11 protein-coding genes and 1 pseudogene are annotated in these 15607 nt (G+C 73.9%); 7 read left to right on the top strand and 5 right to left on the bottom strand.

From position 1 onward, the window contains the following. From AB0O40_RS09160 to AB0O40_RS09150, 3 genes and pseudogenes are all read left to right on the top strand, one after another. Window positions 1-101, top strand: a pseudogene (locus AB0O40_RS09160) (GlxA family transcriptional regulator); the annotation flags it as partial. Window positions 102-214: 113 nt separating this feature from the next. Next, the gene (locus tag AB0O40_RS09155; protein WP_365037279.1) at window positions 215-5764 is read left to right on the top strand and encodes a discoidin domain-containing protein; all 5550 of its coding nucleotides are present in this window, start codon (window positions 215-217) and stop codon (window positions 5762-5764) included. A gap of 255 nt (window positions 5765-6019) precedes the next feature. Then, window positions 6020-6526, top strand: a complete 507-nt coding sequence (locus AB0O40_RS09150; protein ID WP_365037287.1) for a hypothetical protein — start codon at window positions 6020-6022, stop codon at window positions 6524-6526. A 45-nt stretch (window positions 6527-6571) separates the two neighbouring features. Here the strand turns inward: AB0O40_RS09150 and AB0O40_RS09145 are convergent, their stop codons facing one another. Continuing rightward, entirely contained in the window at window positions 6572-7819 is a 1248-nt protein-coding gene (locus AB0O40_RS09145; RefSeq protein ID WP_365037277.1) for an MFS transporter, read from the bottom strand. 254 nt (window positions 7820-8073) lie between these two features. On the opposite strand from AB0O40_RS09145, the gene AB0O40_RS09140 reads away from it, so the two are divergent. Continuing rightward, on the top strand, window positions 8074-8298 hold the full coding sequence (locus AB0O40_RS09140; RefSeq protein ID WP_365037276.1) for a hypothetical protein: 225 nt from the start codon (window positions 8074-8076) through the stop codon (window positions 8296-8298). A gap of 28 nt (window positions 8299-8326) precedes the next feature. Here AB0O40_RS09140 and AB0O40_RS09135 read toward each other — a convergent pair whose 3' ends face one another. From AB0O40_RS09135 to AB0O40_RS09125, 3 genes are all read right to left on the bottom strand, one after another. Beyond that, on the bottom strand, window positions 8327-9067 hold the full coding sequence (locus tag AB0O40_RS09135; RefSeq protein ID WP_365037274.1) for a helix-turn-helix transcriptional regulator: 741 nt from the start codon (window positions 9065-9067) through the stop codon (window positions 8327-8329). A gap of 6 nt (window positions 9068-9073) precedes the next feature. After that, complete coding sequence (locus tag AB0O40_RS09130; RefSeq protein WP_365037273.1) at window positions 9074-10501, bottom strand: nucleobase:cation symporter-2 family protein; 1428 nt, start codon at window positions 10499-10501, stop codon at window positions 9074-9076. A gap of 351 nt (window positions 10502-10852) precedes the next feature. Next, entirely contained in the window at window positions 10853-11860 is a 1008-nt protein-coding gene (locus AB0O40_RS09125) for a winged helix-turn-helix domain-containing protein (RefSeq protein WP_365037272.1), read from the bottom strand. A gap of 311 nt (window positions 11861-12171) precedes the next feature. On the opposite strand from AB0O40_RS09125, the gene AB0O40_RS09120 reads away from it, so the two are divergent. Both AB0O40_RS09120 and AB0O40_RS09115 read left to right on the top strand, forming a co-directional pair. Next, a complete protein-coding gene (locus AB0O40_RS09120) occupies window positions 12172-12813 on the top strand; it encodes a class I SAM-dependent methyltransferase (protein WP_365037270.1) in 642 nt (213 codons plus the stop codon). A 44-nt stretch (window positions 12814-12857) separates the two neighbouring features. Further along, window positions 12858-13781, top strand: coding sequence for a hypothetical protein (locus AB0O40_RS09115; protein ID WP_365037268.1), 924 nt, complete (start codon window positions 12858-12860; stop codon window positions 13779-13781). An 18-nt stretch (window positions 13782-13799) separates the two neighbouring features. Here AB0O40_RS09115 and AB0O40_RS09110 read toward each other — a convergent pair whose 3' ends face one another. After that, the gene (locus AB0O40_RS09110) at window positions 13800-14423 is read right to left on the bottom strand and encodes a TetR/AcrR family transcriptional regulator (RefSeq protein WP_365037266.1); all 624 of its coding nucleotides are present in this window, start codon (window positions 14421-14423) and stop codon (window positions 13800-13802) included. Between the two features lie 125 nt (window positions 14424-14548). Between AB0O40_RS09110 and AB0O40_RS09105 the strand changes: the two genes are divergently transcribed. Next, window positions 14549-15601, top strand: coding sequence for an aldo/keto reductase (locus tag AB0O40_RS09105; protein WP_365037264.1), 1053 nt, complete (start codon window positions 14549-14551; stop codon window positions 15599-15601). Window positions 15602-15607 lie beyond the last annotated feature (6 nt).

Here is a 15607-nt window from a genome sequence, read left to right as displayed (position 1 = left end):
CCGCGGCGGGGCTGCTGGACGGCCGGCGCGCCACCTCCCACTGGGCGGTCTGCGAGCTGCTGGCCCGCCGCTACCCGGCGGTCCGGGTGGAGCCGAACCCACCGAGGCGGAGACCGCCTCGGCCCAGGCGAAGGCGACCGGGAAGCGCGTCGAACTGCTCTCCCGCCGGACCGAGACCTCCGACACCTGGGCCAACCCCAGCGGCTCCTTCTCGGTGGACCGCTACGGGTCACCGGTCCGCGTCCTGGTGGGCCAGGACTGGGTGCCCACCGACCCCACCCTGGCCTTCGCCCCGGACGGCCGGGTGGTCCCCAAGGCCGGCACGGTCGCCATGACCTTCTCCGGCGGCACCGGCCCGATGGCCACCGTGGTCGAGGACGGCCGCGAGCTGGAGCTGAGCTGGCCCCGGCCGCTGCCCAAGCCGACCCTGAACGGCAACGTCGCCACCTACCCGAACGTCCTCCCGGACGTCGACCTGCAACTGAAGGCGGACGTCGACGGGTTCTCCCAGCTGCTGGTCGTCAAGACCGCCGCCGCGGCCGCCCACCCGGATCTGGCCACCCTCAAGCTCGGCGTCGACACGGTCGGCCTGGCCGTCACCGCCGACGCCACCGGCAACCTGTTCGCCCGCAACCCCGCGGGCCAGGCCGCCTTCGTCAGCCCCGCGCCCATGATGTGGGACTCCACCGGCACCAGCGCGGCCGCCGCCAAGACCGGCGCGGCGGCCAAGGGCGCGGGGTTCGCGGCCCCGGCGGGCGGCGAGGATCCCTTCGAGCGCGCCCCCGGCGCCAAGGACGCGCTGATGGCCACCAAGGTCGTGGGCGGGTCGCTGGAGATCACCCCCGACCGGACCCTGCTCAACGCCCCGGACACCGTCTACCCCGTCTTCATCGACCCGTCCTGGGCCGAGGGCAAGAAGCAGAACTGGACCCGGGTCTCGGAGAAGTACCGCACCAACACCTACTGGAACGCGAACGACGTGGCCCGCGTCGGCTACGAGAGCGAGACCAACGGCCTCTCGCGCTCCTTCTTCCAGATGGACACGTCCAACATCAAGGGCAAGGCCGTCAAGGCCTCCACCTTCCGCATCAAGAACACCTGGTCCTGGTCCTGCCAGCCCAAGGTCGTCCAGCTCTGGCACACCGGCGGCATCAACACGGGCACCAACTGGAACACCCAGCCCGGCAAGTTGTCCATGCTGGACTGGACCGACGAGAGCAAGGGCTGGAAGGGCAGCTCCGACTGCCCCGAGGGCAACCTGGAGTTCGACGTCACCGGCAAGATCCGCGAGGTCGCGGCGGCCGGTGACAACGAGATCACCCTGGGCCTGTACGCCGGCAACGAGGGCGACACCTACGGCTGGAAGAAGTTCGACCCCAAGACGGCCGTGCTCTCCACCGAGTACAACACCGTCCCGGACGTCCCCACGGAGCTGGGCACCAACCCCAACAACCCGCTGATCGGCAACACCGACATCAGCGTCCACGCCCTGGTCAGCGACGCCGACGCGGGCAACCTCCAGGCCCAGTTCCAGGTCTGGCCGGTGGGCAAGGCGCCCGTGGTCGACGAGACGGTCTCCGCCCAGCGCGGCCGGATCGCCACCCTGGCCCTGCCCGACGCGAAGGTCCCCACCGGCTCGTACCAGTGGCGGGTCCGCGCCAAGGACCAGGACGGCGCCTACTCCGCCTGGAGCGCGGTCAAGTCCTTCGAAGTGGACCGGGACCGCCCCAGCGAACGGCCCACCGTGTCCTCCACGGAGTACCCCGACGGCGAGGCGGGCTGGCCCGCCACCACGGGCAAGGCGCGCGTCACCGCGGGCCGCTTCACCTTCGGCGCGGCCGGCGTCGGCGACGTGGTCGCCTACCGCTACCACACCAGCTGGGACCCGCAGGAGCGGGGCGTCAACGTCAGCGGCTCGCCCGGCAGTTCGGCGACCGTCACGATCACCCCGCCCGCCGTCGGCCCCGGCTACGTCTACGCGTACAGCCTCGACCGGGTCGGCAACCGCTCCGACGAGCGCGCCTACCTCCTGTACGCCAACGGCACCGGCGCCAAGGACCGGCCCGGCGACCTCAACGGCGACGGCAACGCCGACGCCTGGTCCCTGGATCCCTCCGGCACCCTGCGCAGCTACCTCGGCCTGGGCACCGGGAAGTTCGGCACCGCCGCCTACGGCGGCGCGGCCCTCCCCGGCGGCCTGATCACCCACCGCGGTGACTGGAACAACGACGGCATCGAGGACCTGCTGGTCCGCCGCTACGACGAGGTGGACAAGAAGCAGAAGCTCTACGTCTACCCCAACACCGGCTACGGCATCGTGCGTCCCGAGGACGCCTACGAACTCACCGTCGCCTGTACCCACTCGGGGGCCGAGGCCGGCGACTGCCAGGGCCCCGGCTCGGACTACTGGCTCGCGGACGACACCCAGATCCTGGCCGTCGACGACCTCTCGGGCGGTCCGCGTTCCCTCAACGGCACCCACGCCCTGGCCGACCTGCTGGTCCGGGAGGACGACAAGCTCTGGCTCTACTACGGCACCGAGAGCCGCTACCTCGACGAGCAGCAGGACCCCATCCAGATCGGCGCCAACTCCTGGCGCGGCACCACCCTCATCGCCCCCGGCGACGCCACCGGCGACGGCATCCCCGACCTGTGGGTGCGCCGGGACGACACCGGTGACGTGTACCAGTACACCGGCCGCAAGACGGCCGACGGGCACTTCGACCTCGGCGCCTGGGGCGAGGCCGCCCAGCCGGTGAAGATCCTCTCCGGGGCCGGCGCCGCCGCGTACCCCGAGCTCTCCTCCAGCACCGACCTCACCGGCGACGGCCGCCCCGACCTCTGGGGGCGCGGCCAGGGCAACTCCCTGACCGTCTGGCCCGGCAAGGGCTCCACCCAGGGCGGCTACACCTTCGACGCGCCGGTCACCGCCGGCTCCACCCACGCCGGCCCCAACCTGGCCAAGGGTGGCCAGGTCACCGCCTCCACCAGCTACGAGGCCGACGGCTGGGGCAGGTCCGCCCTGGTCGACGGCCGGCGGGACTCCGCACCCGGCTCGAACGGCTGGAGCACCAGCACCGCCAGCCCCAACAGCGACCGCACCGAGTCCGTCACCGTGGACCTCGGCGTCCGGCAGCCGCTGGACTCCGTCGACCTCTACCCGCGCAACGACGGCGCCAACACCGGCATGGGCTTCCCCGTCGACTTCACCATCGAGGTCTCCGAGGACGGCACGACCTGGGACGACGTCATCGAGCGCACCGGCTACCCCAGGCCCGGGAACGCCGCCCAGTCCTTCTCCTTCGACACCACCGCCGCCCGGTACGTGAAGGTCACCGGCACCCGCCTGTCCACCGACCCGCACGGCGACTACCACCTCCAGTTCGCCGAACTGGAGGCCTACGGGACGCAGAAGCTCGCCGCCGGCGCGTACAACGTCGCCAAGGGCACGACGGTGAGCGCCACCAGCAGCCACGAAGGGTCCGGCTGGACCCTGAACGGCCTGGTGGACGGCAGCAACACCGGTGGCTGGAGCAGCGACGCGAACACGGCCGCCAGCCACACCGAGTCCGTCACCGTCGACCTGCGCGCGCCGCGCTCGGTCAACTGGATCAACCTGCGCCCGCGCGGCGACGGCGCCAACACCGGCGGCGGCTTCCCGGTGGACTTCACCGTCGAGGTCTCCCCGGACAACACCGCCTGGACCAAGGTCGTCCAGCGGACCGGCTACCCGCGTCCCGACGCCGCAGCGCAGTCCTTCCCCTTCGAGACCCGGCAGATCCGCTACATCCGGGTGACCGGCACCAAGCTCGTCAAGGACCCGCTCGGCGCCTACCGCATGCAGCTCGCCGAGCTGGAGGCCTTCGGCGACCAGGCCTACGACCCCCGGGTCCCGGACCTCGCGGTCGGTACCGCCGTCACCGCCGGCAGCAGCGCCGTCGGCTGGCCGGCCAAGGCCCTCGTCGACGCCGACCCCACCACGGCGTGGAGCAGCGACGCCAACACCGGCGCCGACCACGCCGAGTCCGTGACCGTCGACCTCGGCGCGAGCCAGTCGCTCAACTGGGTCAGCCTGCGCCCGCGGAACGACGGCGCGAACACCGGCCTGGGCTTCCCGGTCGACTTCACCGTCCAGCTCTCGGACGACAACACCACCTGGGGCACCCCGGTCGTCAGCCAGACCGGCTACGCCCGCCCCGGCAACGCCGGCCAGTCCTTCTGGTTCGAGGCGCGCAGCGCCCGCTACATCAAGGTGACCGGCACCAGACTGTCCAAGGATCCCAACGGCCACTACCGGATGCAGCTGGCCGCACTGGAGGCCAGCGGCGGCCGGTACCTGCCGGCCTCCGCCGTCAACTTCGCCAAGGGCGCCCCGGTCACCTCGACCAGCAGCTACGAGGCCGACGGCTTCGCGCGCGCCAACGTCGTGGACGGCAAACGCAGTTCCACCGCCGCATCGCAGGGCTTCAGCAGCAACGGCACCCCCGCCGTCAACCACACCGAGTCCGTCACCGTGGACCTCGGCACCCGGCAGTCGGTGAACTGGGTCAACCTCGCCCCGCGCGGCGGCCCGCCGGAGAGCAGCGTCGGCTACAGCTTCCCGGTCGACTTCACCCTCGAGGTCTCGGAAGACAACACCACCTGGACCAAGGTCGCCCAGCGGACCGGCTACCCCCGCCCCGGCGGCGCCGTCCAGCCCTTCCCCTTCAACGCCCGCGCCGCGCGGTACGTCAAGCTCAACGCGACCGGGTTGCAGGCGCCCGGGGACTACCGGCTCCAGCTGGCCGAGTTCGAGGTGTACGGCTCCAAGGCCTTCAACTCGGCAGCACCCAACCTGGCGTTGGGGGCCGCGGTCACGGCCAGCAGCAGCTACCTGAACCCGACGTGGAGCCCCGGCGGACTGGTCGACGCCAACCCCGCCACCGGCTGGAGCAGTTCGAACTCCCTCGGCACCGACCACACCGAGTGGGTGAGCGCCGACCTGGGCACCGTACAGAGCCTCAACTGGCTCACCCTGCGGCCGCGTACGGACGGCGCCGACGCCGGCAACGGCTTCCCCGTCGACTTCGTCGTGGAGGTCTCGCAGGACGGCACGACCTGGACGAAGGTCGCCCAGCGCACCGGCTACCCCAAGCCCGACGCCGCCCCGCAGCACTTCCTCTTCGAGCCGCGACCCGGCCGGTACGTCCGGATCACCGGAACGAAGCTGGGCACGGACAGCAAGGGCGAGTACCACATGCAGTTCAGCGGGCTGGAGGCCTACAGCGGCAAGTCCCTGCCCCGGCTGAGCCGCAACGTCGCGCGGGGCGCGGCGGTGACGGTCAGCAGCAGCTACCAGGGACCCGGCTGGACGGCGGCGGCCCTCACCGACGGGAACCCGTCGGCGCTGCCCGGCCTGCAGGGCTGGAGCAGTGACGCGACCCCGGCGGTCGACCACCAGGAGTGGGTCAAGGTGGACCTCGGCGCCTCGCTGCCGGTGGGCTGGATCAACCTCTACCCGCGCAACGACGGCGCCGCCAACACCGGCACCGGCTTCCCCGCCGACCTCGTCGTGGAGGTCTCGCAGGATGGCACGAGCTGGACGAAGGTCGCCCAGCGCACCGGCTACCCCAAGCCCGGCAACGCCGTGCAGCAGTTCCCCTTCCCGACCCAGAACGCCCGCTACATCCGGGTGACCGGCAACAAGCTCGGCACGGACTCTAACGGGCACTACCGCATGCAGCTCGTCGAACTGGAGGCGTACGACCCGGCGGCCACCTCGTAGCCCGCCGTTGCAGCACACCCTGCGGGGCCGCCGGTGCGACCGGCGGCCCCGCAGGTGCGTTCACCCTCATCCCATTGCAACGGAATGCCGCAGTCTGTTGCGTTACCGCCAATCTCAACGCAACGAAAATATGCGCATTGAGCTTTGCTTATAGCGCACATGATCGCAAATTGCGTTGCCGCACCCTCGAATGCAACATAGCGTTTCCTCGTAACGAAACAACAAGTGAGTGCAGTGACCGACGGGGTGGGGATCATGGCGGCGGGGATCGTGACGGCGGCACCGGGGCGGCGATCAGCGGGGCCCGGGGCCGTCGGGGCGTTCGCCCGCTTCGCCGTCTGTGGCGGGGGAGTGGGCCTCGCCTCCAGCTTCGCCGTGACGGCCCTCGCGGCCCGGCTGCCCTGGGGCCTGGCCAACGCCCTGGTGACCGTGGCCGGCACGCTGCTCGCCACCGAGCTGCACGCCCGCTTCTCCTTCGGCGCGGGCGCCCGCGCGACCTGGCGCCAGCACGCGCAGTCCGCCGGGTCCGCGGCCGCCGGCTACGCGCTGACCTGCCTGGCGATGCTGCTCCTGCACCACCTGGTGGCCACCCCCGGGGCGACCCTGCAGCAGGCCGTCTACCTGACCGCCTCCGCCCTCTCCGGCCTCGCCCGCTTCGCCCTCCTCCGCCTGCTCGTCTTCACCCGCCCCCACCACCCCGCCCCCCTCCACCCCGTTCCCACCCCCACCGTCACCCCGCCCCACCTCGTCCGGGCGGCCTGAACCGGCCCGAGTCCGCGACCCGACCCGCCCGCCGGGCGGCGCCGGTCACCCGTCGGCGGGGCGTTCGGGTCCGCGCGGCAGGAGGAGCGGGGTGGCGAGGAGGGCGGTGCCGGCGAGGGCCAGGGCGGTGCGGGGGCCTAGGAGCGCGCCGACCAGGCCGCCGGCGGCGGTCAGTACGGCGGTCGCGGCCTTGGTCGTCACCGACCAGGCGGTGAGCGTACGGGCGACCCGCTCGGTGGCCGTGCGCTCCAGGCGGTAGGTGGCCGAGACGGGATTGAAGACCCCGCAGCAGAAGATGAGCCCCAGCTCCACACCGATGACCAGCAGCAGCCCACCGGTCCCCGGTCCGACGAAGGCCAGCCCCACCGGCCACACCGCACGCAGCGCCCCCGCCACGACCAGCACCCGGTGCTGCCCGAAGCGGCCCGCCAGCGGCCGGGCCAGCCGCGAGCCGATCAGCCCGCCGACGGAGGGCAGGGCGAAGGCCAGGCCGTACTGCCAGGGCGCGAAGCCGAGCCGGCCCAGCATGAGCACGGCCAGCAGCGGCTCGGCGGCCATCACCAGGCCGTTGAAGAGCGCGGTGTTCAGCAGCAGTCGCCGCAGCACCGGATCGGCCCGGATGAACCGCCAGCCGTCGAGCAGGTCCCCCGCCCGCAACCGCTCGGCCGGACGCCGCCCGGCCTCCGGCTCGGCCCCGCCCGAGGCCCGGATGCCCAGGGCCGAGAGCAGGTAGCTGACCGCATCGGCCACCACTGTCGTCACCGGCCCCAACAGGCCGATCAGAGCGCCCCCGAGCGGCGGTCCGACGATCGTGGTCGTCCAGGCCGTGGACTCGAACCGGGCATTGGCGACCAGCAGGTCCTCGGCCGGCAGCAGCGTCTTGAGGTACGCCCCGGACGCCGCGCGGAAGGAGATGTCGGCCGCCGCGACCACCACCGACACCAGCAGCAGCTGCACGAGACTGAGCGCGCCCAGCGCGTAGGCGAGCGGGATCGTCAGCAGCGCCGCGCACCGCAGCAGGTCGGCCCCGACCAGCACCGCCCGCTTGCGCCGGAACTCCACCCACGGCCCCAGCGGCACCGCCACGGCCGCACCCACCGCGGTCGCCACCGCGGGCAGCGCCGCGACCTCGGCCGGCCCGGCGTGCAGCACCTGGATGGCGATCACCGGGAACGCACCGAAGGCGAGCCAGGTCCCGAGCGCACTGGTCGCATACGCCCCCCACAGCCACCCGAAACTCCGCCCGAGTGACCTTCCGCTGCCCCGCCCGACGGGGGTGACCGTGCTGCCCATGCCGCAAGGACTACCAGGCGGGTCTGACAACGCTCCGTTCCCGGGACGCGACGACGGTGGATGATGTCGGAGAGCGTCGCCCTGTACCCCTATGACACCTGACCGAGCCGTCCTCAGGCTCTCGGCAGCCCCCGAGCCGTAGACGCACCCACCCCCGACCCCACACCCCGGGGAACCCGCCGGGTCCTTCCGTTCGTCACTGATCACGAGGGTCGCCCGCCCCGGCGCGGCCCCGTCCGAGGAAGGGGACCGGCATGGCGCACGAACAGCCGACGCCCGGCACGCTCGAGACCACGACCGCCGACGGCCGCCGGATGACGCTGTCGCTGCCCGCGACCGGCGCCGCCTGGGCCGCCGACGGGATCGACGCCCTGCGCTTCGTCCCGGCCACGCACACCGGTCAGGGACCGGAGCCGCAGCCGCTCCCCGAACAGCCCTCGCTGACCATGGAGACGGCCCTCCTCGGGATCGGCGCCTGAGCCGGGCGCGGCCGACCGGAGGGGTCGCTCAGGGTCCGGCCGAGAGCCGGCGGAAGCGTTCGGGGAGGGCGCGGAGCCAGGCCGCGCGGTCCTGGGCCACTTCGCGCAGGCGGGTTTCGGGGGAGCGGGCCACGAGGTGGCCCAGGTAGCGCTCGTGGAAGCGGGCGTGTTCCTGGTGGAGGGTGCGCAGGGCGCGGGCCGTGCGGGCGGGGTCGGCGCCGGAGAGCCGGGCCAGCGCCGGGGCGTGCTGCTTCCAGCGACCCTCCACCGCCTGCCGCAGGAGGGCCGTCAGCTCGGCCGTCCGGTCCAGGACGGCGCGCAGCTGTTCGGAGCGCAGCCCCAGGGCGTCCGCGAGCAGGAGGGTCTGCCGGTCGTCGCCGGACCAGCGGTGCTCGGCCTCGGCGCGCGCGTACGCCTCGGGCGGCATCCCGACCCGGCGCGCGAGCCGGTCCGCGGTGAACTGCCGGGCCAGCCGGTACTCGCGCAAGGTGGCCGGGTTCCGGCCCATGAGGACCGCGACCGGACACCACAACGCGTCGGCGAGCGCGAGGAGTTCGGTCTCGGACGGAACCTCCCGGCCCGACTCCCACGCCGAGACCGTCTCCGCGGTCCGGTGCACCCCCAACTGGTGCATGTGGAAGGCCACCTGGTGGAGCGTCAGGCCCACGCGCACCCGGGCCTGACCGGCCTCGTACGCGGAGAAGGGCGGGTACGGCGCTCCGGGCGGGTACGCGGGCCCGGGTGGGCCGGTCGGCGGGGGGAAGGGCATCGCGGGTCACCAGGCCGGAGCGGGGGTCCGGTCCCCGTCCGGACCGGCCAGGCCGTCCCAGTCGACCTCCTCGAACGCGCCGCGGTCGGCCCGGGTACGGAAGAACAGGTTCAGCAGCACCGCACTCAGGCTGCCCAGCGTGATGCCGCTGCCCAGGACCGCCCGCACCTCGGTGGGCAGCCGGTCGAAGAACGGGCCGACGACCGTCGGGAGCATCGCCGCGCCCAGACTCACCGCCAGGATCAGGGCGTTGCGCTCCTGCCGCAGGTCCGCCCTGCCCAGGATCTGGATGCCGACCGTGGCCACCATGCCGAACATCGCCACCGCCGCCCCGCCGAGGACCGGGTGCGGGACCGATGCCACCACCGCGCCGGCCTTGGGCACCAGCCCCAGCGCGACCATCAGGACGCCCGCCGCGACCACGACGAACCGGCTGGTCACCCGGGAGATCCTGACCAGGCCGATGTTCTCGGCGAAGGCCACGTACGGGAAGGAGTTGAGCACCCCGCCGAGCACGGTGGCCAGCCCGTCGGCGCGCAGGGCCCGGCCGACCGTCTCGCCGTCGACGTCCCGGCCGGTGATCTCGCCCATCGCGTACACGTCGCCGGTGGTCTCCACCATGGTGATCATCATGACCACGACCATGGCCAGGACGGGGAAGACCGAGAAGTGCGGCAGCCCGTAGTGGAAGGGGGTGCTGACGCCCAGCCACCCGGCCTGGCCGACGGCCCCGAGGTCGGCGTCGCCGAGCAGCCAGGCCACGGCCGTGCCCCCGACCAGGCCGAGCAGGACGGCGACGCTGCCCAGGAACGGCCCGCCGAACCGGGTCACGAGCAGGATGAAGAGCAGGGTCCCGCCGGCGTACGCGAGGTGGGAGGGGGCGCCGTAGGACGGGCCGCCGATCAGGTCCGCGCCGCCGCCGACGTCCTGGAGGGCCACCGGGATGAGCGTGACGCCGATGACGGTCAGCAGGGTGCCGGTGACGATCGGCGGGAAGTAGGGGGCCAGGCGCCCGGCGAAGGGCGCGAGCAGGAAGGTGGCCACCCCGGCGGTGATCACCGCGCCGTAGACGACCAGCAGCCCGGCGGTGCCGCCGCCCGCGCCCTGGCCGATGGCGATCATCGGGGAGACGGCGGTGAAGGTCGCGCCCTGGACGAGCGGCAGCCGCGCGCCGATCCGCCAGAAGCCCCAGGCCTGGATGACCGTGGCGATGCCGGCGGTGACCAGGTCCGCGTTGATCAGGTACACGAGCTCCTGGCGGGACAGCCCGAGGCTGTTGCCGAGCAGGACGGGGACCAGTACGGCCCCGGCGTAGAAGGCGAGTACGTGCTGGAAGCCGTAGAGCGCGAGCCGGGGGAGCGGGGGCACCTCGTCGACGGGGTGGACCTCGGTGCGGGGGGTGCGGGGTGTGTGGCGCGCGGCCAGGGGTGCCATTTCTCTGCCTTGCCTGAGGTAGGTGAATGAGAAGGGGCCGCGACGGTGCGCCGCATCACGGGTGCGGGGCGGGGGCGTCGCGGGGAGGCCTCGGCGGAGGGTGCGGCCGGCCGCGCGGATGGGGCGGGCGAGGGGACGGCCGAGCGCACGGGATTGCCGGTGCGCGGCCGGGAGCCGAGGCGGAACGAACCGTTCCACGGCCCGAAGGAGGCTGATCCTTGCGGATCACGGTGGCGGGGCGCAAGGTCTGGGAGTGATGTTTTGAAATCAAAACCCGTAGGTAACGTGCGAATCGACGGAAGATACAGCCCTCGGGGCCTGATTTCTTTGGCGTTGTCGACGAATGCCGGCTCAGGGAGCCGGGCGTTCGCCGCCGAGGAGGGCCCGGCCCAGGGGTGTGAGGGCGTGCCGGACTGCGTTGCCCGCGCGGTCGGTGGTCAGCAGGCCGGCGGCCCGCAGGACCGTGGCGTGATGGCTCGCGGTCGCCGCTGAGGTGCCGGTGCGCCGCCCCAACTCCCCGGTACTCGTCGGGCTTTCGGCGGCCCGCAGCACGCGGGCCCGGGTGCCGCCGAGCAGCGCGCCGAGGGTGTCGTCCCGGCCCGGCGCGGCGGCCGGCGCCCAGACCCTGCCGTACGCGGCGAGGTCCCGGGCGACCGGGTAGCGCAGCACCAGCGGCCGGTCCGGCTCGGCGTTGTCGACCAGGGCCAGCGGCCGCGGCCAGAAGAACGTCGGCACGAGCAGCAGGCCCTGCCCGCCGAGCCGCAGGTCCGCGTCGGTCTCGCAGGGGACGTGCAGGACCGGCGGCGCCCACCGCACCCCGGGGTGCAGGCCGGCGAGCAGCCCGTCCACCCCCGCGTCGGCCAGGTCCAGCGCGCGCCCGGTGCGGTCGGTGTGCACGGCGGCCGCGATCTGCGCCCAGTACGGCGCCACGGCCACGGCGTGGTAGGCGGTCAGGGCCTCGCGGACCGCCGTCCGCCACCCGGCGTCGCCCCGGTGCAGCTCGTGGATCCAGCGCGGCGCGCGCGGGTGCAGCAGCGCGGTGGCGCGCAGGTCGGCGGTCCACTGGCGGCGGGGCAGCGACCAGGTGTGGTCGATGCTGTCCGCGAGGGAGTCGGTGGCGGCGTGCGTGAAGACCTCCGGCACGTACTCGCCGGCCCCGGCGGGGGCCAGTTCGAACAGCGGCCGCATCGAGGCGTGCAGGTCGCTGCGCGTGCGCTCGCGCCAGCCCGAGAGGGCGACCCCGCCCGGCCCGCCGTCCTGGAGCACCGGCAGGCTGAGCACGGTCTCGGCGAGCGGATCGGGGAGCCTCGCCAGACGCACCCGCGCCAGGTCCTCAGCGGTGAAGTGGACGCGCAGCACGAGTTCTTCTCCCGGAGGCGCCGGACCTCTGCGAGGTCCGGCGGGGCGGCTCCGGTCACGGGGGTGGCCGGCGGCGGTGATCACCGGCACGCTAGCCGCCCGGCCCGCCGTCCGCGGGCCTGCGCCGACGAACTGGCCGACGGATGGCGCCCGGTGGGTGCCCGGTGTCCGGATTCGACGCAGCTCGAAGGGTGTTGTCCGCCCCATCGGCGGGCGGTGAGACTGAGCGGGCCGGGGCGGTGGACGCGGGGGAGCAGGGACGGGCCCGCCGCCCCGGCCGGGTCGGGTGCGGAGCCCGTAGAGTCCCGCCCGTGAGAGAAGACCAGGACGAGACCAGGGCGGCCTACGACGGGGTCGTCGAGCTCTACGCGTCGTTGTTCGCTGACCGGCTGGAGACGCAGCCGTTCGCCCGGAACATGATCGCCACTTTCGCCGAGCTGGTCCGCGGGACGGGCCACCCGCGGGCCGCGGACGTCGGCTGCGGGCCGGGCCATCTGACCGCCATGCTCGCCGAGTCGGGGTTGGAGGCCACTGGGTTCGACCTCTCCCCGGGCATGGTCGCGCACGCCCGGCGGGCCCATCCGGCGCTGCGGTTCCACGAGGCGCGGATGGAGGCGCTGCCGGTCGGGGACGGTGCCCTCGGCGGGGTGCTGGCGCACTACTCGATGATCCACACCCCGCCGGACGAGCTGCCCGGGGTCCTCGCCGAGCAGGTGCGGGTGCTGGCACCCGGGGGCGTCTTGATGGTCTCGTTCTTCGGGACCGGCGGGACGCAGCCGGTCCGCTTCGACCACAAGGTGACGCCCGCCTACGCCTGGCCGCCGGACCGGTTCGCCGAGCTGCTGGCCGGGGCCGGCCTCGACCCCTTCGCCCGGCTGCTCCACGACCCGGCCTCCGAGCGCGGCTACCTCGACACCCACCTGCTGGCGCGCCGCCCCCGCCTGCCTGAGTAGTCGTACTCAGGCGGGCCCGGGCGCCTGCTGCCAGGATCCCCGGTATGACGCGAGAACGACGGGCCCTGACGGCCCTTCACCTCCTGCTGGTCTGGGCGGCGATGGCGGTGGCGGTCCCGGTGTTGGGCATGGCGCTGTTCACGGCGGGCTGGGCCGGTGGGGGCGGCGCGGCCGCGGTGTTCGCCCTGATCGGCGTGCCGTTGACGGTGGGACTGCTGGCGGTGGCCGGGGCACCGGCCCGGACCGCGGTGCCCTGGTGCGACACCGTGTCGCGGCGGCTCGGCTGGGCGGTCTCGGTCTTCGCGCTGGGCACCGCCGGCGCGCTGGCCGGAGTGGCCGCCTGGGACGCGGGGGTGGACCTCGGCGGCGACGGCACCCGCATCGCGCTGGTGGGCCTGCCCTACGCGGTGGCGGCCGCGCTGTTCGTACCGGGCCGGGCGGTGCGGCTGGGCGGGGTGGCCGTGCTGGCCGCGGGGGTGGCGTACGGGGGCTTCCTCGGCCCCGCGCAGGCGCGGGAGCGCCGGGACGCGGCGGACCTGGCCCGGCTGCGGGAGCACGCCGAACTGCAGTACCTGGCGCCCGCGCCGCCCGGCATGGCGGTGAGCCGGGCGGAGGTGGGCCCGGCGTCCTTCGGCGTCGACTACCGTCCCGTCCGGCAGGACGTGCCCGGCTACGTGGGGCTCGTCCTGCGCCCGCCCACCGTCCCGGCGCCGCGCTGCGCCGACCTGGCCGCCGCGGGGAGGAGCTGCACCGTCGGTGCACACGGTGAGCTCGTCCTGGTCACCCGGCTTCCCGGCGGCGTCCGTGACGTCACGCTGATCCGCCGCCACGGGCGGGCCGAGGCGGAGGTGAGCAGCCAGAGCCTCGACGAGCGCGGCCTGCGCCGACTCCTGGACGGCCTGCACCCGCTCACCGATGCCGAACTGGGGTCTCTGGTAAGGGAGAAGAAGGTCGACGACCGGTTGTGAGCTGCCCCGGGCGGGAGGTCAGGTCCTGGGCGTCCGCGGGTACGCCCCCGCCCGGGCGGCCGCGGCCGCGGCCCGGGCGGCGCGCTCGGCGGCCGGGCCGTCGAGCGGGGCCGCGGTGGTGAGGAGCCGGTAGTAGAGCGGCGCGGAGACGGCCCGGATCACCTCCGGCGCGTCGGTGTCCTCGGGCAACTCGCCTCGTAGCACGGCCTGTTCGACACAGGGTGTCCACTCCGCCACCCGGACCTCGTAGAAGTGGTGCAGGGCTTCGGCCGCCCCGGCGTCGGTGGTCGCGGCGGCGATCACGGCCTTGAAGAGCGGGCCTTGGCGGGGGTCCGCGAGGGCGCCGGCCACCAGGCGGGCGTTGGCGAGCAGGTCCCCGTCCAGCGAGCCCGTGTCGCTGCGCGGGAGAGAGGTCTCGGCCATGTCGGTGAGCAGGTCGGCGACGAGCGCCGCGGGCGTGCCCCAGCGCCGGTAGACGGTGGTCTTGCCCACCTCGGCGCGGCGGGCCACCTCGGCGAGGTCGAGCCGGTCGAAGCCGGCCTCGACCAGCAGGTCACCTCCTGCCCGCAGCACGGACGCCCGGACGCGGGCCGTGCGGCCGCCCGGCCGGACGGTGCCGGGGTCCTTCTCCTCGGCCGTCATAACGGGACTCCAGTTCCATTAGGTGCGCACTCCTGTTACGGTGAGGACAGCTTAACGGGTCCATGGGCCCATTAAGAACTCGCGCGGTCCTGTCGTACCCCCAGTACCCCCAGGAGGGAACCGTCATGGAACACAGGCAGTTGGGCACGTCCGGCCTCGAGGTCCCGGTCCTCAGCTTCGGCGCGGGCACCTTCGGCGGCAGCGGCCCGCTCTTCGGGGCCTGGGGCAGCACCGACACCCGCCAGGCGCGCCGGATGGTCGACATCGCCCTGGACGCCGGCATCACCCTCTTCGACACCGCCGACGTCTACTCGGCCGGCGCGTCGGAGACGGTGCTCGGCGAGGCGGTCAAGGGCCGCCGCGACCGGGTCCTGATCTCCACCAAGGCCGGCCTGCCGACCGGCCCGGGCCCCGGGGAGGCCGGCACCTCGGGCGCCCGGCTGGTCCGCGCCGTGGAGGACGCCCTGCGCCGGCTGGGCACCGACCGCATCGACCTCTTCCAGCTGCACGCCTTCGACGCGGCGGTCCCGGTCGAGGAGGTGCTGGCCGCGCTGGGCCGGCTCGTCGAGGACGGCAAGGTCCGCCACACCGGCGTCTCCAACTTCGCCGGCTGGCAGCTGATGAAGTCGCTGGCCGCAGCCGAACGGCACGGCCTGCCGCGGTACGCCGCCCACCAGGTCTACTACTCGCTGGTCGGCCGCGACTACGAGTGGGAGCTGATGCCGCTCGCCCGGGACCAGGGCGTGGGCGCCCTGGTCTGGAGCCCGTTGGGCTGGGGGCGCCTCACCGGCAGGATCCGCCGGGACCGCCCGCTGCCCGCCGGGAGCCGCCTGCACCGGACCGCGGAGTACGGACCGCCGGTCGCCGAGGACCTGCTCCACGATGTGGTGGACGCGCTGGACGAGATCGCCCGCGAGACCGGGCGGACCGTCCCCCAGATCGCCCTGAACTGGCTGTTGCGGCGGCCCACCGTCAGCTCCGTGATCATCGGCGCCCGCGACGAGGAGCAACTGCGCCAGAACCTCGGCGCCGTCGGCTGGGAACTCACCGCGGAGCAGGTCGCCCGGCTGGACGCCGCGAGCCACCGCCCCGCGCCGTACCCGTACTTCCCGTACGAGCGCCAGGAGGGCTTCGCCCGCCTCAACCCGCCGATGGTGCCCGCCCCGGGCCCGCGGTGACGGGCG

The sequence above is a fragment of the Streptomyces sp. NPDC089919 genome, assembly GCF_040684615.1.
Lineage (GTDB): Bacteria > Actinomycetota > Actinomycetes > Streptomycetales > Streptomycetaceae > Streptomyces.
This window is presented reverse-complemented; position numbering and strand designations above follow the sequence as displayed.